The organism is Leuconostoc holzapfelii (genome assembly GCF_012396485.1).
In the GTDB taxonomy this organism is placed as follows: Bacteria; Bacillota; Bacilli; order Lactobacillales; family Lactobacillaceae; genus Leuconostoc; species Leuconostoc holzapfelii.
The window spans coordinates 20,465-43,708 of the sequence record NZ_JAAXPO010000009.1 but is presented as its reverse complement, the minus strand read 5'-3'; the positions used below and the strand labels follow the sequence as shown (position 1 = coordinate 43,708).

General features: G+C 43.9%; 19 protein-coding genes. 18 read left to right on the top strand and 1 reads right to left on the bottom strand.

Annotated elements, in window-relative coordinates; all coding sequences use genetic code 11:
* Positions 1 to 38 precede the first annotated feature (38 nt).
* The 9 genes from HF966_RS07775 to uvrA all read left to right on the top strand — a co-directional run bounded on the left by HF966_RS07775 (position 39) and on the right by uvrA (position 14,528).
* The gene (locus HF966_RS07775) at positions 39 to 1,760 is read left to right on the top strand and encodes an ABC transporter ATP-binding protein (RefSeq protein WP_168677673.1); all 1,722 of its coding nucleotides are present in this window, start codon (positions 39 to 41) and stop codon (positions 1,758 to 1,760) included.
* Positions 1,760 to 3,541, top strand: coding sequence for an ABC transporter ATP-binding protein (locus HF966_RS07770; protein WP_168677671.1), 1,782 nt, complete (start codon positions 1,760 to 1,762; stop codon positions 3,539 to 3,541). Before HF966_RS07775 ends, HF966_RS07770 begins: the two co-directional genes overlap by 1 nt.
* Before the next feature lie 144 nt (positions 3,542 to 3,685).
* On the top strand, positions 3,686 to 4,912 hold the full coding sequence (locus HF966_RS07765; RefSeq protein ID WP_168677669.1) for a glycosyltransferase family 4 protein: 1,227 nt from the start codon (positions 3,686 to 3,688) through the stop codon (positions 4,910 to 4,912).
* Positions 4,913 to 5,920 (top strand): LTA glycolipid anchor biosynthesis glycosyltransferase, IagA/BgsA family, encoded by a 1,008-nt coding sequence (locus tag HF966_RS07760; protein WP_168677667.1) that lies wholly within the window; start codon positions 4,913 to 4,915, stop codon positions 5,918 to 5,920.
* Between the two features lie 20 nt (positions 5,921 to 5,940).
* Positions 5,941 to 6,981, top strand: a complete 1,041-nt coding sequence (locus HF966_RS07755) for a lysylphosphatidylglycerol synthase transmembrane domain-containing protein (protein ID WP_168677665.1) — start codon at positions 5,941 to 5,943, stop codon at positions 6,979 to 6,981.
* Positions 6,971 to 7,237, top strand: coding sequence for a YkuJ family protein (locus tag HF966_RS07750; protein WP_168677663.1), 267 nt, complete (start codon positions 6,971 to 6,973; stop codon positions 7,235 to 7,237). The genes HF966_RS07755 and HF966_RS07750 overlap by 11 nt, the downstream gene beginning before the upstream one ends.
* Positions 7,238 to 7,301: 64 nt before the next feature.
* A complete protein-coding gene (locus HF966_RS07745; protein WP_168677716.1) occupies positions 7,302 to 9,455 on the top strand; it encodes an LTA synthase family protein in 2,154 nt (717 codons plus the stop codon).
* 70 nt (positions 9,456 to 9,525) lie between these two features.
* Entirely contained in the window at positions 9,526 to 11,544 is a 2,019-nt protein-coding gene (uvrB, locus tag HF966_RS07740; RefSeq protein ID WP_168677662.1) for an excinuclease ABC subunit UvrB, read from the top strand.
* 119 nt (positions 11,545 to 11,663) lie between these two features.
* Positions 11,664 to 14,528, top strand: coding sequence for an excinuclease ABC subunit UvrA (gene uvrA, locus HF966_RS07735; protein WP_168677660.1), 2,865 nt, complete (start codon positions 11,664 to 11,666; stop codon positions 14,526 to 14,528).
* A 52-nt stretch (positions 14,529 to 14,580) separates the two neighbouring features.
* Here uvrA and HF966_RS07730 read toward each other — a convergent pair whose 3' ends face one another.
* Positions 14,581 to 14,703 (bottom strand): putative metal homeostasis protein, encoded by a 123-nt coding sequence (locus HF966_RS07730; protein WP_168677658.1) that lies wholly within the window; start codon positions 14,701 to 14,703, stop codon positions 14,581 to 14,583.
* Between the two features lie 245 nt (positions 14,704 to 14,948).
* Between HF966_RS07730 and HF966_RS07725 the strand changes: the two genes are divergently transcribed.
* From HF966_RS07725 to yhbY, 9 genes are all read left to right on the top strand, one after another.
* Positions 14,949 to 15,917: a gluconeogenesis factor YvcK family protein gene (locus HF966_RS07725; RefSeq protein WP_168677714.1), complete on the top strand. Its 969-nt coding sequence runs from the start codon at positions 14,949 to 14,951 to the stop codon at positions 15,915 to 15,917.
* 5 nt (positions 15,918 to 15,922) lie between these two features.
* Entirely contained in the window at positions 15,923 to 16,867 is a 945-nt protein-coding gene (whiA, locus tag HF966_RS07720; RefSeq protein ID WP_168677656.1) for a DNA-binding protein WhiA, read from the top strand.
* 112 nt (positions 16,868 to 16,979) lie between these two features.
* Entirely contained in the window at positions 16,980 to 17,603 is a 624-nt protein-coding gene (locus HF966_RS07715; RefSeq protein WP_281418518.1) for an ATP-dependent Clp protease proteolytic subunit, read from the top strand.
* 210 nt (positions 17,604 to 17,813) lie between these two features.
* Entirely contained in the window at positions 17,814 to 18,812 is a 999-nt protein-coding gene (locus HF966_RS07710) for a D-2-hydroxyacid dehydrogenase (RefSeq protein ID WP_168677652.1), read from the top strand.
* A 134-nt stretch (positions 18,813 to 18,946) separates the two neighbouring features.
* Positions 18,947 to 20,185: a PTS sugar transporter subunit IIC gene (locus tag HF966_RS07705; protein ID WP_168677650.1), complete on the top strand. Its 1,239-nt coding sequence runs from the start codon at positions 18,947 to 18,949 to the stop codon at positions 20,183 to 20,185.
* 330 nt (positions 20,186 to 20,515) lie between these two features.
* Complete coding sequence (locus tag HF966_RS07700) at positions 20,516 to 21,109, top strand: aggregation-promoting factor C-terminal-like domain-containing protein (RefSeq protein WP_168677648.1); 594 nt, start codon at positions 20,516 to 20,518, stop codon at positions 21,107 to 21,109.
* 154 nt (positions 21,110 to 21,263) lie between these two features.
* The gene (locus tag HF966_RS07695; RefSeq protein ID WP_168677646.1) at positions 21,264 to 21,800 is read left to right on the top strand and encodes a YqeG family HAD IIIA-type phosphatase; all 537 of its coding nucleotides are present in this window, start codon (positions 21,264 to 21,266) and stop codon (positions 21,798 to 21,800) included.
* Positions 21,790 to 22,929 carry a ribosome biogenesis GTPase YqeH gene (yqeH, locus tag HF966_RS07690; RefSeq protein ID WP_168677644.1) on the top strand — a complete coding sequence of 380 codons (1,140 nt, stop codon included), beginning with the start codon at positions 21,790 to 21,792 and terminating at the stop codon, positions 22,927 to 22,929. The genes HF966_RS07695 and yqeH overlap by 11 nt, the downstream gene beginning before the upstream one ends.
* Positions 22,929 to 23,243 (top strand): ribosome assembly RNA-binding protein YhbY, encoded by a 315-nt coding sequence (gene yhbY / locus HF966_RS07685; protein ID WP_168677642.1) that lies wholly within the window; start codon positions 22,929 to 22,931, stop codon positions 23,241 to 23,243. Before yqeH ends, yhbY begins: the two co-directional genes overlap by 1 nt.
* Position 23,244: the final 1 nt, after the last annotated feature.

Below are 23,244 nucleotides of genomic sequence, written 5' to 3'. Positions count from 1 at the left end.
AAAGTAATGACGCATAGCGTTGAGTAGAGGAGTAATAGATGCAAATTTTAAAGGAACACGCTAAGCCGTACCGTCGAGATATCTTTTTCTCAATTTTGGCGGTGATGGTCATGGCGGGGGCCTCATTGTGGCAACCCAGATTATTACAACAGGTTATGAAAGCAATCATTGCGGATAATCAACACCAAGTGTTGACTAACGGGATTGCTTTAATCACCTTAGCTGTTATTGGTTTAATTGCTGGTGTGATTAATACAATTTTCGCCGCCAAGGTATCACAAGGTATTGCTGCCGACTTGCGTGCGAATCAATATCGGAAAATACAATCATTTTCATATGGGAATATTGAAAAGTTTTCGGCCGGTAATTTAGTTGTCCGCATGACCAATGATGTCAACCAGATTCAACAATTAGTGATGATGTTTTTGCAAACGTTAACGCGTATCCCGATTCTGTTTGTCGGTGCCTTTATTTTGGCCTTAATCACTTTGCCACGGCTTTGGTGGATTGTGATTTTAATGGTGATTTTAATTGTGTTATCATCGCAAGTTGTCTTCAAACAAATGGGCAAGTATTTTGCACAAATTCAAAAATTAATTGATCAAACCAACACATTAGCCAAGGAAAGTTTACAAGGTGTGCGTGTGGTGAAATCATTTAACCAAGAAGAAAATGAGACCGCCCGCTTCACAGCTAATTCAGATGAGTTAGCGCGGGTGAACACGACCATTGGTTACTTGTTTTCAACCATGATCCCGATGTTTATGCTCATTTCTTATGTGGCGATTGGGGCATCGGTATGGTTTGTGGGTCATGGCGTTGTTGCGCATCCTGATGACCTTGCCGCAATTACTTCATTTATCTCCTATCTGATGCAAATCTTTTTTGCCATTATGATTGGGGGCATGATGTCGACCTTTGCCTCACGTGGTTTTGTGTCGCTTGGCCGGATTAAAGCCGTCTTTGAGACAACGCCTGATGTGACTTATGCTTCAGATGCCCCTGAAGTTGACTTGTCAGGGGATGTGACATTTAATCAGGTATCATTTACCTATCCTGGGGATACTCAACCCGCTTTAGCGGATATCTCTTTCCAGATTAAAGCTGGGGAAATGATTGGGATTGTCGGCGCAACTGGTTCTGGGAAAACGACGTTGGCCCAACTGATCCCACGCCTTTATGATCCCACGACTGGTGACGTCTTAGTGGGTGGTGTGAATCTGAAAAAGATCAATGAGCAATCCTTGCGTCAAGCTGTTGCCTTTGTCTTGCAACGGGCAATTTTATTTAGTGGTAAAATTTCAGATAACTTACGACAAGGGAAAAGCGATGCGACGCCAGCTGACTTTCAACGCGCAGCCGACATTGCGCAGGCTGCGGAGTTCGTCAATCGTTACGAAGACGGCTTTGATCACCTAGTTGAAGAACGCTCAGCCAACTTTTCTGGTGGCCAGAAGCAGCGTTTGTCTATTGCCCGTGGGGTGGTCGGCACACCTAAAATCTTGATTTTGGATGACTCAACGTCAGCGCTTGATGCCCGCTCAGAAAAGCGTGTGCAAGAAGCCTTAGATCAGGAACTTGCTGGCACAACAAAGATTGTGATTGCTGAAAAAATCAGTTCCGTATTGCACGCAGACCGCATTTTTGTCCTGGATGAAGGGCGCCTAGTCGGTGTTGGCCCACACCATGAATTATTGGCGACGTCACCGATTTATCGTGAAATTTATGAAACGCAAAAGGCGAAAGGCGGTGACAACTGATGCAAGATTTTAAACGCGCAATGCACTATTTTTATCGTTACCTCAAGCGTTATTGGCTTGGCTTGGGCTTTGTGGTCATCGTGACGATTTTATCCACGTATTTCCAAGTCAAAGCACCAGTTTATATGGGACAAGCGATCACAGAATTGTCGCGGTATTTAGGAGAATACATGAATCCGGCGACCCATGCAACTGCAAGCAAAACACCGTTTTACCATGCGCTTGAAGCAATGATGGTGTGCTTTGGGTTGTCAGCGGCAACGATGTTTATTTCCAGTTTCATTTCATCACGTATTTCTGCACAAACTTCTGGGCAAATGCGCGTTGGCTTGTTTGGCAAGTTGCAACGGATGACCATTAAGTATTTTGACACGCATCAAGATGGGAAAATTTTGTCCTTGTTTACGTCCGATTTGGATAATATTTTTAACGCCATGAACCAAGCCATTTTCCAATTGCTGTCTCAATTAGCGCTGTTTATTGGGGTGATTTGGATGATGTTTGGCCAGAACGTGAAGTTGGCTTGGGTGACGATGGCCTCGACACCACTTGCAATTTTGATCGCCTGGTTTGTCATTGTGCAAGCACGCAAGAATATCAACAAGCAGCAAGAAGCCACTGGGGAAATGAATGGTTACATCAATGAGCAAATCAATGGTGAAAAAATCATTATTACGCAAGGCTTGCAACAAGCCTCAATTGCTGGTTTTGCCCCATATAATGAGAAGGTCAAGCAGGCAACATTCAAAGGGCAGGTTTATTCGGGGATGCTATTTCCTTTGATGCAGGGCTTGTCGCTGTTGAACCTCGCAATTGTCATATTCTTTGGGTCATGGTTAGTGGTTCATGATGGCATGGATAAGGCGACGGGCTTAGGCTTGATTGTTGTATTTGTTAACTATTCTCAAGAATACTACCAACCAATTACACAAATTACCTCAATCTATAATATGCTCCAGCTGGCCATTACTGGCGCTAAGCGCTTGTCTGATGTTCATGACCAACCTGAAGAAGTGAATCCAGCTAACGGTCATCAACTAACTACCCTACAGACAGGTGTGCAATTAGAACAAGTTCATTTTGGCTATCAACCGGACAAAGAAATTTTGCACGGCGTTGATATCAAGGTGAAAAAAGGCGAAATGGTGGCTTTGGTTGGCCCAACTGGTTCAGGTAAAACAACCATCATGAACCTATTGAACCGCTTTTATGATGTCACAGCTGGTGCGGTAAAATTTGATGGCGTTGATGTGCGCGACTTTGATTTGCAGTCGCTGCGCGACCATGTGGGAATTGTGTTACAAGACTCGGTGTTGTTTACTGGCACAGTGGCTGATAATATCAAATTCGGTCGACCGGAAGCAAGTGACGAGGACATGATTGCAGCTGCCCAACAGGCCAACATTCACGACTTTATTGTGAGTCTCCCAGAGGGGTATGCAACAAAGGTCAACGATGAAAGCTCCGTCTTTTCAACTGGACAAAAGCAACTGCTCTCCATTGCACGTACCATCTTGACCAATCCCGCGTTCTTAATTTTGGATGAAGCCACATCAAACGTTGATACGGTCACTGAAGCACGCATCCAAGCGGCGATGGATAACGTGATTGCTGGGCGTACGAGTTTTGTCATCGCACACCGCTTAAAAACTATTTTAGGCGCCGATAAAATTGTTGTGTTAAAAGATGGTCAAGTGATTGAAGAAGGATCACACGAGGCACTGGTAGCTGAAAAAGGCTTCTATGCTGAACTCTATCACAACCAAATGGTTTTTGAATAAGGAACAAGTCACGGTTAGCCGTGGCTTTTTTTATGGCTTAACTGGCGGTAAGGGGGATAATGAGTGGTCAAAATATTTTATGTTATAATTGTAGTATCGCTATTTATCGTACTTTTAATCTCTATATAAACTTTGGAGGACACAATGAATATTGGTCTCTTTACGGATACATATTTTCCACAAGTGAGTGGTGTGGCAACCTCAATTAAAACTTTAAAAGATGCGCTTGAGGCGCAAGGTCATCAGGTCTATATCTTCACTTCAACCGATCCAAAGGTGTCTAAAAACAAATTTGAACCACATATCTATCGTTTCTCAAGTGTCCCATATGTCGGCTTTAAAGATCGGCGGCTAGCTTTTCGTGGCTTGATTCAAGCAGTTGAAATCGCGAAGTCAGTCGAGCTAGACATTGTGCATACGCAAACGGAATTTTCGCTGGGCTTATTGGGTAAGTTCGTGGCACGGCAATTAAAAATCCCAGTCATTCACACGTACCATACAATGTATGAAGACTATACGCACTATGTGGCCAAAGGCTTACTCATTGGGCCAAAGGGTGTCGGGACGCTGATGAAAGCCTATATGGCTAGTATGGCTGGTGTTGTGGCCCCATCCCAACTCGTACAAGAAACGTTAGTACGTTATGGGGTTAAGGCACCCATTCGTATTATTCCAACGGGCGTTGCTTTGCCAACTCCAGGCGTGGCACACGAGAACTTACGTGAAAAGTTTGGCTTTACCCCCGAACAACCAGTTATTTTGTCGCTCGGTCGTCTCGCGTATGAGAAAAATGTCGCTTTGACGATTTCAGCCTTTTCAGAATTGTTACAGACGCGACCCGATGCGCGCTTGGTGATTGCAGGTGATGGGCCTGCCCGCAAGTCGCTTGAAGAGCAGGTGGCGGAACTGGACTTAACCACCCAAGTCGTATTTACTGGCATGGTTGATCACGACGATGTCACGGATTACTATGAAATGTGCCATGTTTTTGTCAGTTCGTCAGATACTGAGACGCAAGGTTTGACTTTTATTGAGGCCATTGCTTCCGACCGACCTTTTGTCGCCATTCATTCACCGTATTTGGATAATTTGGTTGATGATGATGCGATTGGCACGTTGGTTTCAGACTATGATGAGTTATTAGCCGGGATTGATAAGTATTTGTCTTATCCGCAAACACCCGCTGCGCAATTGTGTCGTCGGCAAAAAATGCAGGATATAGACGCCAATACTTTTGCCACACGGATGCTTGATTTTTATCACGATATTTTGTCCGACTATCATTCGGATGAATCAGACGATGCGTACCCAACCGCAGATGAGGTCGGCTATATGAAGCGCATTTTACGTAACCCATTTAGGAGAAATTAGTTGAAAGTTTTACTGTATTTTGAAAATCAAAAATGGATTGCCAAGTCTGGTATTGGGCGTGCGCTCAAGCTTCAACAAGCAGCGTTGCGCTATACTGATGTCACCGTCACCACCGACCCCAAAGCAAAAGATTACGATGTCCTCCACATTAATACCTATGGTGTCAAAAGCCATTATATGGTCAATGCGGCCCACCGAATGGGAAAAAAAGTGGTGTATCATGGGCATTCCACTTATGAGGATTTTAGAAATTCGTTTACAGGGTCTAATCTTATTGCGCCATTTTTTAAGCGCTATTTAGTCTCGTTGTATAAAAAAGCGGACGCAATAATTACACCCACCCCATATTCGAAGCAATTGTTGCGCGGTTATCGATTGCCACAACCCATTACGCCAATTTCAAATGGGATTCCCCTTGAAAAATATGCACCAGATGCGCATAAAGTGCAAAAATTCCGTGAATATTTTGATTTGTCACCTGAGCAAAAGGTAGTCATGAGCGTGGGCTTGTTTTTTGAGCGTAAAGGGATTTTAGATTTTGTTACCTTAGCCCAGCGACATCCTGAATACGTGTTTATCTGGTTTGGCTATACGGATTTACGGTTGGTACCGGCAAAAATTAGTCGGCTGATCAAAGGTGAACATCCCCGCAATCTGATATTTCCAGGGTATATTACTGGGGATGTGATTCAAGGGGCCTATCAAGGGGCTGATCTATTCTTGTATCCGTCATTTGAAGAGACTGAAGGCATTGTCGTACTTGAAGCGCTAGCTTCCAAACAGCAACTCTTGGTTCGTGATATTCCAGTCTATCATCATTGGTTACAAGACGGGGTTAATAGCTATCAAGCTAAAAATCTCGATGAATTTGATGATAAAATGGTCAAAATCCTCTCGGGCGCATTACCTGATTTAAGTGACGCAGGGTATGCGTTGGCTGTGGCACGCAATCTACCAGAAATTGGTCAGCAATTGCAGGCAGTTTACACGGCTGTTTTGCAAGATTAGTCACGGTCTAGGGGGCAAGTATGTCTAAAACAGATAAAATATCAGCAATCATTGTTGTCATTTTGACTGCTGTTGTGGTCTACTTTTTAACGACTGAGCTGCGTGGCAAAGGGAGCCAACTGAAGTTAGCCTTGGCCCACTTAGATTGGCGTTGGCTCGTCGGGGGGCTGGTGATGATGGTGCTTTCCATTGTGTTAGAAGCTGTTGCGACCTACACAATGTTGAATAAAACTGATCGGCAACGCACATCAGTCTTAGCGTTATTACGTGTGCCTTTGCTTAATTTACTCGGAACAGGTGTGACGCCCTTTGCAACCGGTGGGCAGCCGGCCCAACTTTTTGGATTAGCACGTTCGGGTATTGAAGGCGGACGGGCCATGTCCGTGATTCTTATGAAGTTTTTAGTCTATCAAGTCGTGGTCGTGGTATTCTTTATCATAGGATATTTTTCTGCCGAACATTTTATCTATGCACAGGTTGATCCCACGTTTGCGCAGTTTATTCCGCTAGCCATCACAATTCATGCGGTAGTCATTCTTGGCATTGTACTGGTCATGTTTTGGCCAGCGCTGACTTTGAAATTGGTGGATATGGTGGCGCCACTATTTCAAAAAATGTTATCCCGAGAACGCTACACGCGGTTACTTTTTACCGTGACGCAAAAAGTGGCCAATTTTCACCAAGAATCACGTCGCGTGATTGGGAGTTGGGAATCACTTGTTGGGGCAACGGTATTTACCGTGTTACAATTGATGGTTTTTTACCTGATTCCTTACTTTGTGATTCGCGCCTTTGGTTATGAAAACGTGAATCCTTGGTTGATTATTACCATGAACATCATGATTGTGATGGTGATTTCCCTCTTTCCAATACCAGGTGGTGTGGGTGGGGCTGAATTGAGCTTTCAACTGCTCTTTTCGCCATTTGTCAAAAACCCGGCAACCTTGATTTTGGTCATATTGATTTGGCGTCTCATTACATACTATTTTGGTTTGTTTGCCGGTATTATTGCTTACATGGTACCGCCAAGACAAATAGAAAGGCGAAACGATGCGACTTGAAAAAACGTATCAAGCCAGTGATCTCAAGCAGATTCTGGCACGACTACGCGCCATGATTGATGCCACTGATGGGCAACATCAAACGCGACGCTTTGATGCCTTCGGGATTGAAGCCATACAAGTTGATTATGATCAACTTACCCAGATTTGGACGGTTCATGAACATCGTGAAGTGCGTCAATTTCAATTTGATGATATTGATTTGGTGGCGATTGAAATTTTTGATGTCCTCCATGATCTTAAATTAATATTTTAAATACGCAGGACAGCCTGGTTAGCATGAGGGCTGTGTCATGATGCCGTATGTGAAGGAAAAAAATATGCGAAACTTGCTCAATAAAATGCCGAAACCCAAAGCAATTTGGCTGAAAATTAAGCGGACGATGGATACGTCTGCGCCGTTGGTTTGGTTTTTTGTACTCAATGTCGTGTTGGTTTGGTTTAAAACCTTTGTGAACTACCACATGAACTTTAATCTTGGGGCAGATGGGGCAACCCAACAATTCTTGTTATTTCTCAATCCGTTACCCACAGCAATTATTTTCTTGAGTATTGCCCTCTATTTTAGAGGGGCTTTAAGCTACTGGATTGCCATTTTATTTAACTTTATTCAATCACTTTGGTTGTTTGCCAATGTGTTATACTACCGTGAATTTTCTGATTTCTTATCAATGGGTATTTTGAGCTCTGGCAGCTCGACGGGTAATAATCTCGGCAAGTCGATTGCCGCGATTATTCACTGGTCCGATTACATGGTCTTTATTGATATTCTCATCTTGATTGGTTTGGTAGTATTCAAGCAATTAACGATTGATCGTAAAGGCGTCCAACGTCGTTTTGCCATTTTAACCACTGTCTTAGGTGTGGTTTTGATGTTTGTGGATTATGGGATTGCGTCGGCGGATCGCTCTGGTCTATTAACGCGTTCATTTGATAATAATTATATCGTCAAATATCTTGGTTTAAATGAATACGCGGTGTTTAACGCCGTACAAACCTATAACCAAACCGAAAGCCGTAAGCGTGCGAAGCCAGCCGACCTCACGAAGATTAAACAGTTTGTGGCTGGTCAAAAATTACCGGATAACATTCAATATTACGGCACGCAAAAAGGCAAGAACGTCTTTATGATCCATTTGGAGTCCTTCCAACAGTTCTTAATTGACTACAAGGTTGATGGCCGTGAAGTTACGCCTAACCTCAACCAGTTCTATCATGACCAAAACACCTTGAGTTTTGATAATTTTTATAACCAGGTGGGTCAAGGTAAAACATCTGATGCCGAAATGATGCAAGAAAACTCGTTGTATGGTTTAGCTACGGGTTCTGCCATGGTCAAGTATGGCACGAACAACACGTTTGAAGCACTTCCAGCAATTTTAGATCAACGGGGCTACACGACGGCCGCTTTCCATGGTGACGTCGCAAGTTTCTGGAATCGGGATAACACCTATAAGTCGTTTGGCTATAACTATTTCTTCTCAAAGTCGTATTTCCCTGATGCAGATAAGCCTAGTTACAATGTTGGCTATGGCTTAAAGGATAAAATCTTCTTGCAAGACAGTGCACGATATTTGGAACAATTACCTCAACCGTTCTATGCAAAATTGATTACGGTGACCAACCATTATCCTTATGATTTGGATAAAGAAAACATTGATTTCCCGGCCACTACGACGGGAGATAATACGGTTGATGGTTACGTGCAAACCGCGCATTACCTTGATCAAGCCTTTGGTGAGTTGATGACTTATTTGAAAAAGGCAGGGTTGTATGACAATTCAGTCTTTGTCCTCTATGGTGATCACTATGGTATCTCTGAGAACCATCAGCCAGCCATTGCGCAACTGCTTGGCAAGGATAAGGTGACCAATTATGATTTGGCACAGTTCCAAAAAGTGCCATTTATGATTCATGCCACCGGCCTAAAGGGTGGGGTAGATCACACTTATGGTGGCGAAATTGACATGATGCCGACGCTCTTGGATTTGCTTGGTATCCCAGATGATGGCTTAACCATGTTTGGTCAAGATATGTTGTCACCAAAGTATCAAGGTGTGGTACCGTTGCGAGATGGCGATTGGATTACCCCAACGTACATGAAGTTTAATAACCAATACTTCAACACCACAACTGGGGAGCAAGTAACGCTTGCTAGTGACCCTAACCTTAAACAATTGGCGAAGCAGACACAAAACTATGTTGATCAAGTTTTGAGTAATTCCGATGCTGTCATCACCGGTGATTTGCTCCGCTTTGATACTGCGCGACCGGACTTCCACCCTGTCAATAAAAAATCGTTCGACTATAAGAAGAGTGTTGGCTTGGCGAACCTCAAGGCCGCACAAAAGTCGAATCCGTCGAGTGTGTTGGCTAAAAATAAGGGCAAGTCTACGATGGATCAGTACCAAACGGATGCCCCGGAATTGAAGTCAGCCACAGATAGCAGTAATAGTAGTACAGAATCAAAATAAAACGAGCAAACAATAGAACGTTTGTTCGTTTTATTGTATAATGAAATAAAATCGATGAAGGAAGAAAACGATGCGTGAAAATGTTGCCAATCATGAGTTTGAAGTGGTTTCAAAATATGAACCAACTGGAGATCAACCGCAAGCCATTAACCAACTTGTCAGTGGCATTAATGCAGGCGTTAAAGAGCAGATTTTGCTCGGGGCAACAGGCACAGGAAAAACTTTTACTATTTCCAATGTGATTCAGCGCGTCAAAAAGCCAACGTTGGTGTTGAGTCACAACAAAACGTTAGCTGGGCAGATTTATGGCGAATTAAAAGAATTTTTCCCGCATAACGCCGTTGAATATTTCGTGTCGTATTATGATTATTACCAGCCAGAAGCCTATGTGCCGAGTTCTGATACTTTTATCGAAAAAGACTCCGCTGTTAATGATGAAATTGACCAATTACGCAACTCAGCTACGAGCTCGCTTTTGTCGCGCAATGATGTCATTGTCGTTGCCTCGGTGAGTTCGATTTTCGGATTAGGGGATCCGCATCAATATCAAGAACACGTGATTAACCTCCGCGTGGGCAATGAGTATGGTCGTGACCAACTGATGCGTGATTTGATCGACGTGCAATTTACGCGTAATGATATTGACTTTCACCGTGGGACGTTCCGTGTCCGAGGGGACATTATGGAAATTTTCCCCGCATCAGAAGATGAAATGGCGTTACGGGTGGAATTTTTTGGCGATGAGATAGATCGTATCCGTGAAATTAATTCATTAACGGGCGAAACGGCTGCCGAACGTGATTATGTCGCGATATACCCAGCCAAACATTTTATGACAGATGACGACCAAATGCGCTTTGCGTTAGCTGGGATCAATGATGAAATGACAGCCCAAGTGGCCAAGTTTGAAGCGGAAGGCAAACTCATCGAAGCCCAGCGTATTAAACAACGGACAGAATATGATTTGGCGATGCTTGAAGAAATGGGCTTTGTCGGTGGCATTGAAAATTATTCTCGTTGGATGGACGGCCGTCAACCTGGCGAACCACCATTTACGTTACTTGACTTTTTCCCGGATGATTTTTTAATTGTTGCTGATGAAAGTCACGTGACAATGCCACAAATTCGGGGGATGTTTAATGGCGACAAGGCACGGAAAGAAACCCTTGTCAATTATGGGTTCCGTCTACCGTCAGCACTGGATAATCGCCCATTAAAATTACCTGAATTTGAAAAGCATGTCAATCAGGTGATATATATGTCGGCAACACCAGGCGATTATGAATTAGAACGTGTCACCCCAGACCATATCGCCCAACAAATTATTCGCCCAACGGGCCTGCTTGACCCAGAGGTTGAAGTGCGTCCGGTGATGGGCCAAATTGATGATTTGGTGGGGGAAATTAACCAACGTGTTGACAAGAATGAGCGTGTTTTCATTACGACGTTAACCAAGCGAATGGCTGAAGATCTGACAGATTATATGAAAAATATCGGGATTAAAGTTGCCTATTTGCATGCTGACGTGAAGACGTTGGAACGCACGGAAATCATCCGTGACTTACGTTTAGGTAAATACGATGTCTTGATTGGGATCAATTTGCTGCGTGAAGGGATTGATGTACCTGAAGTGTCATTGGTGGCGATCTTAGATGCAGACAAGGAAGGCTTTTTGCGTAATCCACGTTCTCTCATTCAAACCATTGGCCGTGCAGCACGTAATGCCAATGGGCATGTGATTATGTATGCAGATAAAATGACGCAATCCATGCAAGGAGCGATTGACGAAACCGCCCGACGCCGTGAAATTCAAATGCAGTATAATGCCAAGCACGGGATTACACCAACGACGATTAAAAAGCCAATTCGTGATTTGATTTCTGTTCGCACTGAGACGACAAGTGGTGAAACCATTGATTTGACACAAGTTGCCTTTAAGGATCTGCCAAATGACGAGCAAAAAAATATTATTGCGAATATGGAAGGCCAAATGAAAGCTGCGGCTAAAGCATTGGACTTCGAAGAAGCAGCGCAATTGCGGGATAGTGTGATGGCTTTGAAGGCGCTGATGCCAACGAAGCAAAAATAGCTATCTCTTCAGCAGCGCTTGCTATAATAAACTGAGTATTTAAATTTAAGAGAAGGAAGTACGTTGCCAGTGGCTGATGCGGTTATGCCACATCAGCCACTGGCAACGTTTTGAAATCTATGGCGAAGACAAATATTGAAATTCGTGGCGCACGCGCACAAAATTTGAAAAATATTGATGTGGATATTCCAAAAGATAAACTCACAGTGGTGACTGGCCTTTCTGGGTCCGGGAAATCGTCTTTAGCCTTTGATACGCTCTATGCTGAAGGGCAACGCCGTTACGTGGAAAGTCTATCATCGTATGCCCGTCAATTTTTGGGGCAAATGGATAAGCCGGATGTCGACTCGATTGACGGTCTTTCACCAGCAATCTCGATTGATCAAAAAACAACCTCTAATAATCCACGCTCAACGGTTGGCACCGTCACAGAAATTAATGACTATTTCCGACTGTTATACGCGCGCGTTGGTCGACCGGATGAGCCAGCCGATGGCACCAAAATTATGATGTCCATTGATCAAATGGTTGAATCTGTCTACCAGCAATTAGCAACGGGTACGCGCCTGCAAATTTTTGCGCCCATCATTGTTGGTAAGCGTGGCTCGCATGACACGACGTTTGAAAACATGCGCAAGCAAGGCTATATTCGGGCGCGTGTGGACGGCACGGTTTTTGAACTCGATGCAGAAGCACCGAGCTTGGACAAAAATGCGGCCCATGACATTGAGGTGATGATTGACCGGATTGTGTTGCGTGATGATTCGCGCTCACGATTGTTTGATGCGATTGAAGCGGCGGTGCGTTTGACTGACGGGTTAGTGCAGTTGGATGTTGTGGCCCGAGACGGGGAACCCGCAGTGCCACCGTTGAAATTTTCAGATCACTATTTGGGACATTTAAAAGATTTTCGCGTTGGCCGTCTAGAACCGCGCCTATTTAGTTTTAATGCGCCCCTTGGTGCCTGTGAGGTGTGCCAGGGATTAGGTGTGACCCGTGAAGTTGATATGGACTTGGTGGTGCCTGACGGGGAGAAGACCTTGCGTGAGGGGGCGATTGCACCATGGAATCCTATCTCGTCAAATTATTATCCGGAAATGCTGCGGCAATTTGCCGAACAGTCAGGGATTGATTTGGATACGCCTTTTAATCAACTGTCTAAAAAGCAGCAGCAGTTGGTGTTAAAGGGATCGGGCAACAAAGATTTTCATTTTCACTATGAAAATGATTTTGGTGGTGTCCGCGATGTGGATATTCCATTTGAAGGGGTGATTCATAACATTTCACGACGATTCCATGAAACAAATTCTGAATTTACCCGCGACCAAATGGCAAATTATATGACAGAATTATCTTGTCAGGCTTGCCAAGGCTATCGTTTAAACGAAGCGGCACGATCAGTTAAAATTAATGGCCGGCATATTGGGGAAGTATCTGACCTGCCTGTTGACCAAGAACTTGCCTTCTTTAACAGCATCACTTTAGGTGAGCAAGATACAACAATTGCGGCACCAATTATTAAAGAAATTAAGGATCGTCTGGGCTTTTTAGCCAGTGTCGGGCTGCAATATCTCACCTTATCGCGCGCGGCTAGAACGCTTTCTGGTGGTGAATCGCAACGTATTCGCTTAGCCACACAAATTGGCTCCAATTTATCTGGGGTGTTGTATGTGTTGGACGAGCCGTCAATTGGTTTACACCAACGCGATAATGATATGTTACTCAAGTCCATGCAAAATATGCGGGACTTAGGCAATACTTTGGTTGTCGTGGAACATGATGAAGACACCATGTTGGCAGCCGATCACTTGATTGATGTTGGGCCGGGTGCGGGTGCTTTGGGTGGTGAGATTGTTGCGACAGGGACACCAGCAGAAGTTGCTGCGAACGCGAACTCTTTGACAGGTCAATACCTTGCGGGTAAAAAGTTTATTCCAGTCCCGGGAAAAAGACGGGCTGGTAATGGGCTTGCTATTACCATTAAAGGCGCACAGGAAAATAACTTGAAAAATGTGACGGTGAAATTCCCCTTGGGTAAGTTTGTGGCCGTGACCGGGGTGTCTGGTTCTGGAAAATCAACGCTGGTGAACCAAATTTTGAAGCGGGCCTTGAAGCAGAAGTTAAATCATAATTCGGAAAAGCCGGGCAAATATCGCGCCATTGATGGGGTCGAAAACATTGAACAAGTCGTCGACATCAATCAGTCTCCCATTGGCCGTACGCCACGTTCTAACCCAGCGACTTACACGGGTGTTTTTGATGACATTCGTGATTTATTTGCGCAAACAAACGAAGCTAAAATGCGTGGTTATAATAAAGGGCGCTTCTCCTTTAACACCAAGGGCGGCCGTTGTGAGAATTGTCGCGGTGACGGCGTGATTAAAATTGAAATGAATTTCCTTCCGGACGTTTATGTTACCTGTGAGGTTTGTGGTGGGACGCGTTATAACACGGAAACGCTTGAAGTCACCTACAAAGGGCACAATATTTCACAAATTTTAGACATGTCAACAACTGAGGCGCTTGCCTTTTTTGCGCCAATTCCAAAAATTGCGCGTAAGTTACAAACCATTGCTGATGTTGGGTTGGGGTACATTAAACTTGGCCAGTCAGCGACGACGTTATCTGGTGGGGAAGCACAACGCATGAAGTTGGCTTCGGAGTTGCATCGTCGCACAAATGGTAAAACGATGTATATATTAGATGAACCAACGACAGGGTTACACGTTGATGATATCGCTCGCTTATTGGTCGTTTTGGAACGGTTAGTTGAGGCCGGTAATACCGTCGTGGTCATTGAGCATAATTTAGATGTGATCAAATCAGCTGACTGGCTCATTGATATGGGACCAGAAGGCGGTGAGGGCGGCGGTAGTGTGCTAGTGACCGGCACGCCGGAAAAAGTGATGGCGAACTCAGCATCCTATACGGGTAAATATCTAAAAGACATTATCACCCGCGATTTGGCGCGGGCACAACGTTAAGTCCATGATAAAAGCCCCCTGTGATTTCACAGGGGGCTTTTATCAATGACGATTAGCGGGCAACGCGCTTTTGCTTCGCTAAATCGTGAATGGCCTTCAAAGCACGCTTACGTGTTTTGATGTTTGGGCTCTTCAACTTGCGTGCTGCTGAAGCAATATCCAATTTTTCTGTCATGTGATGAGATCTCCAATTTGTTTGTATTTGCAAATAGGGACGGTACCAGCTGTGCGTTGCACGCAAAGCTGGTACTAGCAATCTTACTTACATATAATTAGTATATCAAAAATCTAAAAATTTGCAAATAACATGCTAAAATATGATGTAAGGTGCGATAAAATTCAAGAAAGTGAACGCTTTAATGGCCAAGTGGCATGACGTATTTTGTGATGCAACTTTGGGCATTTGAACAGCTGGAAAATATGCCAAATAAACCAAAAATTGTCATCATTGGCGGTGGTTCAGGATTACCAGTCATTATTAAACCGCTTGTCAAAGAACAGATTGATTTAACAGCCATTGTGACCGTTGCCGACGACGGTGGTTCCAGTGGCCTTTTACGAAACTATATTAACATCGTCCCACCTGGTGATATTCGCAATATTTTGGTGGCCATGTCAGATGTCGATCCAGCAATCAAACAAGTCATGCAGTATCGCTTTGATGCCAAGGATGATTTTTTTGCGCAACATGCGGTCGGGAATTTGATTATTGCGGCGATGACAGAAATGCATAATAGTATTTTTGATGCGGTGCAACATCTGGCAGACTTTATGCGTGTTCGTGGCCGAATTTATCCAGTTGCCAACGAACCGCTCATTTTGCATGCTGAATTCAAGGATGGTGAAGTGATTGCTGGTGAATCTGAAATCACAGCGGCCCACAAGACAATTGACCATGTATGGGTGACGGGCGATGAATCGACTAGCACACCAAAGGCAGCCCCAGAGGTTGTGGAAGCGATTCTAGATGCCGATATGATTGTCTATGGGCCTGGGAGTTTATTTACATCAATCTTGCCGAATGTGGTCGTCCCAGAAGTGCGGACTGCCTTGCGATTAACCAACGCCAAGCAGGTCTATATCTCAAATATCATGACTCAAAAAGGGGAGACAGATGCCTATACGGATGCGCAACATCTCTTGGCTTTAAATGCCCATATTGGTGCGCAAAGCATTGATTATGTGATTGCCAATAATGCGATTGTGCCCGATGATTTTGTTGATTTTCAAAAATGGCATGAAATTTCACACCAAGTGAAGCTTGACCCTGCAGCCGTGGCTGTACAAGGGGCCAAGGAAATTCCGGGTGATTTCTTGCAACTCCGCGATGCTGGCGCCTTCCATGATGGCGAAAAAATCATGGCAGAACTGATGCAAATTTTGGAGTAAAAGACATGTCATACGCCTCAGACGTCAAAAAAGAATTAACTGGACTACTCGTACATGATGGCAATGCCAAAGCTGAATTATCGGCATTGATGCGGATGAATGGTGTCAGTACGCTTGGATTCGATCAAACGGTTGCTGTAAAAACTGAAAACGCGGCGATTGCGCGCCGTATCTACACGTTATTAACACAAAATTATGCGGGCGTCGATGTTGAAGTGACTGTGGCGGACCATAATTATTTATCACAGCATAAATCATATGGTGTGCTATTGAAATCAAACGTTGACGCCGTGTTGGATGATTTAGGTGTTGATCCATTTGGTTTACATCCAGAAATTCCCGCACGAATTTTAAATCAAAAAGATAAACGGCGCTCGTTTTTACGGGGGGCGTTTTTGGCAGCTGGCTCAGTGAACTCCCCAGAAAAAGCCAATTATCATTTAGAAATCTTTACAACACATGAAGAATTAGCCGAAGAATTATTACAAATGATGAAGGAATTTGATTTGCCGGCAAAAATCATTGAACGGGCGGGTGGCTTCATCGTTTATATTAAGCGCGCAGAAAAAATTGTCGATTTTCTTGTGGTCATTGGGGCCACGCAAACGATGCTGCGCTTTGAAGATATCCGGATGATGCGCGATATGCGGAATTCAGTGAATCGGATGATGAATGCTGAAATGGCCAACATGCAAAAAACTGCCGACGCAGCTAATAAGCAAGTCCAACAGATTCTGTTTATTGCCAACGCTATTGGCGACTTGGATTTATTACCCAAAAAATTGCGCGATATTGCCAAAGCCCGATTGGAACAACCCGACGCCTCTTTGTCTGAATTGGGGGATAGCCTAGAAATAAGTAAATCTGGGGCGAATCACCGGATGCGCAAGCTTAAAGCCTTGGAACAGATGATTAAAGATGATGTCCCGTATGATTTGACAAAGTTATAAAACAATTTTTAGCACTCTTAGTATGTTTGTGCTAAAATAGTCTTAGTTACTCAACATGATGATTGGGTAACCCAGAACAGCCAGTCATTTGCACTGTCAAATGGCTGGAATCATGAAAAGGAGCTTAACAACTATGTGGCCAGGAGTTATTGAACAGACAGCCAACGGCCGTGAAAGCTATGATTTGCCTTCACGTTTGTTAAAAGATCGTATTATTTTGGTACAAGGCGAAGTAGAAGATAGCATGGCAACGTCTATTGTTGCCCAATTGTTGTTTTTGGAAGCCCAAGACCCAACAAAAGAAATCTCAATGTATATCAATTCACCAGGTGGTTCAGTAACCGCTGGTTTGTCAATTACAGACACAATGAATTTTATTAAAGCACCTGTCACGACGATTGTAATGGGATTAGCTGCTTCAATGGGGACAATTATTGCCAGTTCTGGCGAAAAGGGTCACCGTTTTATGTTGCCAAACGCTGAATATTTGATTCACCAACCCATGGGCGGGGCTGCTGGTGGCACACAACAAACCGACATGGCCATTATTGCTGACCAGTTAACAAAGACACGCGCCAAGTTGAACAAAATTTTGGCTGATGCATCAGGCAAAGATTTGGAAACAATTGCACATGATACTGAACGTGATTATTGGATGAGTGCGGAAGAAACACTCGCCTATGGCTTTATTGACGGCATTTTGACTAAATCTGGTGAAATGCCTGTTGCAAAATAATGATGAGAAAACTAATCGATAACTGCTTAAGTTCCGATTGGCTTTTTTATTATAGAAATTCTGTTGTCATCCGTTAAAATGAGATGGGTTGCCATCAGATTATCAGCTGTGATATTAGTAATATAATAATCAAATTAAATTAATATTTTCACGTGCAAAACTGCACAAGATAAGGTAAAATAAAATAGTAATAAAAATTTGGAGGATCTTATGAAGATTTTTGCATACGGAATTCGTGATGACGAAAAGCCATCACTTGAAGATTGGAAGTCAGCCCACCCAGACGTTGAAGTGGATTATACACAAGACCTTTTGACACCTGAAACAGCTGCATTGGCCAAGGGGGCAGACTCAGCGGTTGTCTACCAACAATTGGATTACTCACGTGAAACTTTGACAGCATTGGCTGAAGCTGGTGTGACGAACATGTCATTGCGTAACGTTGGTACAGACAACATTGATTTTGATGCTGCTAAGGCATTGAACTTCAATATTTCAAACGTCCCAGTTTACTCTCCTAATGCGATTGCAGAACATGCCGCCATTCAAGTGGCTGCTTTGTTATCACAAGCCAAGGTCATGGAAAACAAAGTGCAAAAGCGCGATTTGCGTTGGGAACCAACAATTCGCCGTGAAGTGCGTGATCAAGTCGTTGGTGTTGTTGGGACAGGTCATATCGGTCGCGTCTTCTTGCAAATCATGCAAGGCTTTGGTGCCAAGGTTGTGGCTTATGATGTCTATCGTAACGCTGAACTTGAAAAGACTGGTGTCTATGTTGACACATTGGAAGAATTACTTGAACAATCAGATGTTGTGTCACTTCATGTGCCACATATTCCAGGTGTTAACGACCAAATGATTAATGCCGAAACAATTGCAAAAATGAAAGATGATGCTGTTTTGGTCAATGTGTCTCGTGGTTTGTTAGTTGATACAGACGCTGTCGTTGCTGCTTTGGATTCAAAGAAGCTCTTTGGCTTTGTCATGGATACTTATGAAGGCGAAGTTGGTGTCTTCAATAAGGATTGGTCAAAGACTGGCTTGGATGACAAGCGTTTGGATGACTTAATCTCACGTGAAAACGTGTTTGTCACACCACACACTGCCTTTTACACAACGCACGCCGTTCAAGAGATGGTACACCAATCATTTGATGCCGCTGTTGCATTTGCCAACGGCGAGACACCAGCGATTGCTGTGAAGTACTAATCACAAGAAGCCCGAGCAAACGCGCGGGTTTTCTTATGGCGTTTTTGCGCCAGCACTAGCGATAAATGAGCATGTTTACGGAATATGAGATGCAATTTAGTCAAGAATTGCTTTGAATTTTGTTGAGGGGAATTATGAGTATTAAAGCAGACGGCCAAAAGTGGGCCACAAAAGATTCACAAGCTTTACGCAATGAAGAATACGCCCGTAAAGCTTCAGAAAATGCACCGGTAACTTTTAACGGTGAAACAGAACTTAAGTTGAAGGATTTCTTCTTTAAAGTATTATCAGGATCAGCTCAAGGTATTTTGATTGGTGTGTTGCCTTCAGCGGTGATGAAGTATATCATTCAATATTCAGGCTTAGGCACAACGGCCTTTGGGGCGAATTTGAGTGCGATTTTGACGTTATTTACGTCATTGATTCCGGTCTTAATTGGTATGGCGGTTGCTTTGCAATTCAAGATGAAGAGTTTGGATGTTGGTGTTGTGGCGATTGCCACGGCCGCAGCCTCAGGATCAATTAAGTGGGCGCATGTCCCTGCTGGCTTTATGAATCCGGTTACAGGGATTAAATCAGTGGCACCCGCCAATGTTTACATTGCCAGCGGTGCAGGGGATGTCATCAATGCTATGATCGTGGCTGCCATTGCCGTCTTTGTGACGTGGCTTGTTGCCCGTTATCTCAAAGGATTTGGCTCAGTAGCGATTATCTTGAGTCCGATTATTGTCGGTGGTGGTGTTGGCTTGCTTGGTAAAACGATTGCGCCTTATGTTGGTGCGTTGACGACGTGGATTGGTAACTTAGTTGAAACCTTTACAAAGTTAGCGCCAATTCCAATGGTCATGTTAATTGCGATGGCCTTCTCGATTATTATTATTACGCCGGTTTCAACCGTTGGGATTGCTTTGGCTATTTCATTGTCAGGGATTGGTTCGGGCGCTGCGGCAATGGGTGTTGTGGCGACAACCATTGTCTTGTTGATTAACTCATGGCGTGTTAACAAGCCTGGAGTAACGGTTGCGATAGCTTTGGGTGCGATGAAGGGGATGATGCCTTCTGTATTCGCCAAGCCGGTCACGATGTTACCATTCTTACTTTCCGCAGCGATATCTGCGATACCAGTTGCTTTGTTTAACATTCAAGGCACACCAACAACAGCTGGCTTTGGTTATATTGGGTTAGTTTCCCCAATCCAATCAATGGTGAAGGATCCAACCGTACCAGCGAAGGTAATGAATCACTTCATTAATCCATTAACTGCATTAATCGCTTGGTTGGTGATTCCTGTTGTGGCTGGCTTTATTGCACAATACGTCTTTAGCAAGTTGTTGAAGTTGTATACACCAGCTGATTTCCAACAAGAATTGTAAAATTTAAACTGATTTTTTAAAGACGTCACGTCATTGCGTGGCGTCTTTTTTTGCAAAATAACACAGAAATATGACCGACTATCGCATTTATGTTACAGCAATATTAAACCGCGATGGTTTTTGGGGCTGTTTGGCCGCTTTTTGACAAAAAATTAGTGATCGGTTGTTCTGTCAAAATAGGATAAGAATAAGGCTAAGACGGCTATTTTATCCGAATATGGCGTAAATAATATACTAAATAATATTAATTTGTTTAATAAAAGGGTTTTGTACCGGTTTAAGATTGTCGGTGTTACATTGGTGTAATGTTTATCCCGCAAAATAGTCTTCATGATGTTAAAGAAAATTTTGATTACAAGTGCAACAATTACAGGTGTGACGTTAGGGATGCTCGGCGCTCAACTTAAAGCCGAGACACACCCAACGGATGCTGCGTCAGTCAATGAACAGGTTGATGTCAAAGCAGTAGATCAGGCCGTTGCGTCATTAGCAGATGTGCAATCTGTCCAACTATCAGCTAGTAAAGCCGTCGCAGAAAAGACAGCCCAAGCAGTGCAACCAGCCGCCCCAGTTGCAACACCGGTCGCTGAAGTGACACCGGCAGTTAAGCCAACAGTGGCACCAGCAGCTGTTACGCCAGTAGCCGTACAAGCTGCGCCAGCACAACCAGTGGCTGCCGCACCGGCATCAGGTGATTTACAATGGTTGATTTCACGTGAAAGTAGCGGCAATGTGAACGCACAAAACGGCGCTTATTATGGTATTGGGCAATTGAGTGCAGCAAACTATGCGAGATATGTCCCTGGCCAAGATTATCGTGGCAATTATGCGGTACAATTGGAAGCCATGCAGAAGTACATCGCAGAACGTTACGGGTCAGTTTCGCAAGCCATCTCACATTGGCAAGCCAATAACTGGTATTAAACCCAGATTATCATGACTCACTATGATAAGAAAAAGTACACCTCGGTGTACTTTTTTAATTGGTGTGCGTCAATGCTGCGGTAAGAGTGGTTTCAAAATTAAGGGCATTGTAGTGTATAATAAAATAGAATAAATAAATTGGATGATGAGTTGCATGCGCTTAGAACATTTTACGCCAACCTACATGGTTGAAAGAATATATGATTTGACGGTTGAAGACTTAAAGGCTCACGGGATTAAGACGGTCTTGGCTGATCTTGATAATACGTTACTCGCGTGGAATAATCCAAATGGCACGCCTGAATTACAGCAGTGGCTAAAGGATTTGCGAGAAGGTGGGATTGAATTAATCGTTGTGTCAAACAATACAACCAAGCGTGTGGCCAAAGCGGTTAAACCTTTAGGTGTACAGTTTGTGTCTTGGTCACTCAAACCATTACCACGCGGTATTTTACACGTGATTCGGACACACCATTTAGATCGACAATCAGTCATTATGGTTGGTGATCAGATGTTGACCGATGTTTGGGCGGCAAACACTGCTGGTGTCCGCAGTGTCCTTGTCAAGCGCTTGATTGATTCGGACATGTGGCAGACGTGGCTGAATCGTAGTATTGAAAAACAAGTGAAAAAAATTGTCTTTCGTGCGCATCCACAATTGAAATGGGAGAAATCACTTCGTGACAACTGAAGTAACGGACGCTTACGTCCGAGAACAATTAGATGATGGGCTACGCTGTATTGGCTGTGGCGCATTGATGCAGGTTGATGACCCTGAAAAATCAGGTTATTTGCCAATGAGTGCCTTGAAAAAGGCAATTGACAGTGATGAATTATTTTGCCAACGGTGCTTCCGTTTGCGACACTATAATGAAATTCAGCCAGTTGAACTCACTGACGACGATTTTGCTCGGTTATTACACCAAATTTCGGATACCAAGGCACTTATTGTCTATGTCATCGATGTGTTCGATGTGACTGGATCAGAAATTGCTGGGTTGCCACGCTTTGTTGGGCAGGATAACCCAATTTTGGTTGTGGCGAATAAAGTCGATTTGCTGCCAAAACTTTTAAATAAAAATCGTTTGAAGCAATGGTTGCAGGCTGAACTGAAGGCGCAAGGTATAAAAGCGGCAGATATTTTCTTGACGTCAGCCACAAAACCACAAAACCTTGACGAACTCTTGGCCACGATTGATGACTTGCGCGCTGGGCGTGATGTCTTTGTTGTTGGTGTCACAAATGTTGGTAAATCAACTTTGATTAACCAAATTATCAAGGCAAGTACGGGCGTACAGGACCTCATCACGGCTTCGCGCTTCCCAGGGACAACTTTAGATCGCATTGAAATTCCTTTGGCTGATGGCAAGCAGTTGATTGACACGCCAGGAATCATTAAGCGTGACCAAATTGCGCATGTGTTACGCGATAAAGATTTGAAGTTTGCACTTCCTAAAAACGAGATTAAGCCACGCACTTACCAATTAAATGCAGCACAAACACTCTTTATTGGTGGCTTGGCGCGCTTTGATTTTGAAGCGGGCACACGTGCTGCAATGACGGCGTATTTTGAAAATAATCTCAATCTTCACCGTACAAAGCTTGCTGGCGCTGATGCGTTTTACGACAAGCATGCGGGGCAGTTATTAACGCCTGCACCGCAAATCACCACACCACTCGTCAAGCACACTTTTAACACTTCAGAGAAGAGTGATATTGTGTTTGCTGGGCTGGGTTGGATTTCCGTGCCGGCTGGCGTACAAGTCAGCGGTTGGGCACCACAGGGCGTTTCCGTCCTTATTCGAAAGGCAATGATTTAATGTTACAACTCACTGGAAAACAAAAGCGTTTCTTACGCGCACAAGCTAACACGCTGTCACCTATTTTTTCTGTCGGTAAAAATGGGTTGACTCAAGCGTGGGTTGATGAAATCGTTTTGGCGATTGCCAAACGTGAATTAATCAAAATTAGTCTACAACAAAGTGCAGATGACTCAGCAAAAGCAGTTGCCGAATATATCCAGGCACATTCAGATATTACGGTCGCACAAACGATTGGTCGGACACTCGTTTTGTATTTACCTGCGCAAGAAGATAAGTATAAGAAAGTTTCTGTGGCATTAGCTAAGATTTAAT

Coding starts and splice junctions, on each gene's coding strand:
- HF966_RS07710 (WP_168677652.1), top strand. CDS start 17,814: ATGAAGATTTTTGCATACGGAATTCGTGATGACGAAAAGCCATCACTT.
- HF966_RS07695 (WP_168677646.1), top strand. CDS start 21,264: ATGCGCTTAGAACATTTTACGCCAACCTACATGGTTGAAAGAATATAT.
- HF966_RS07750 (WP_168677663.1), top strand. CDS start 6,971: ATGCGACTTGAAAAAACGTATCAAGCCAGTGATCTCAAGCAGATTCTG.
- HF966_RS07725 (WP_168677714.1), top strand. CDS start 14,949: ATGCCAAATAAACCAAAAATTGTCATCATTGGCGGTGGTTCAGGATTA.
- HF966_RS07705 (WP_168677650.1), top strand. CDS start 18,947: ATGAGTATTAAAGCAGACGGCCAAAAGTGGGCCACAAAAGATTCACAA.
- uvrB (WP_168677662.1), top strand. CDS start 9,526: ATGCGTGAAAATGTTGCCAATCATGAGTTTGAAGTGGTTTCAAAATAT.
- HF966_RS07765 (WP_168677669.1), top strand. CDS start 3,686: ATGAATATTGGTCTCTTTACGGATACATATTTTCCACAAGTGAGTGGT.
- HF966_RS07715 (WP_281418518.1), top strand. CDS start 16,980: ATGAAAAGGAGCTTAACAACTATGTGGCCAGGAGTTATTGAACAGACA.
- whiA (WP_168677656.1), top strand. CDS start 15,923: ATGTCATACGCCTCAGACGTCAAAAAAGAATTAACTGGACTACTCGTA.
- HF966_RS07745 (WP_168677716.1), top strand. CDS start 7,302: ATGCGAAACTTGCTCAATAAAATGCCGAAACCCAAAGCAATTTGGCTG.
- HF966_RS07730 (WP_168677658.1), bottom strand. CDS start 14,703: ATGACAGAAAAATTGGATATTGCTTCAGCAGCACGCAAGTTGAAGAGC.
- yhbY (WP_168677642.1), top strand. CDS start 22,929: ATGTTACAACTCACTGGAAAACAAAAGCGTTTCTTACGCGCACAAGCT.
- HF966_RS07755 (WP_168677665.1), top strand. CDS start 5,941: ATGTCTAAAACAGATAAAATATCAGCAATCATTGTTGTCATTTTGACT.
- HF966_RS07770 (WP_168677671.1), top strand. CDS start 1,760: ATGCAAGATTTTAAACGCGCAATGCACTATTTTTATCGTTACCTCAAG.
- HF966_RS07700 (WP_168677648.1), top strand. CDS start 20,516: ATGATGTTAAAGAAAATTTTGATTACAAGTGCAACAATTACAGGTGTG.
- uvrA (WP_168677660.1), top strand. CDS start 11,664: ATGGCGAAGACAAATATTGAAATTCGTGGCGCACGCGCACAAAATTTG.
- HF966_RS07775 (WP_168677673.1), top strand. CDS start 39: ATGCAAATTTTAAAGGAACACGCTAAGCCGTACCGTCGAGATATCTTT.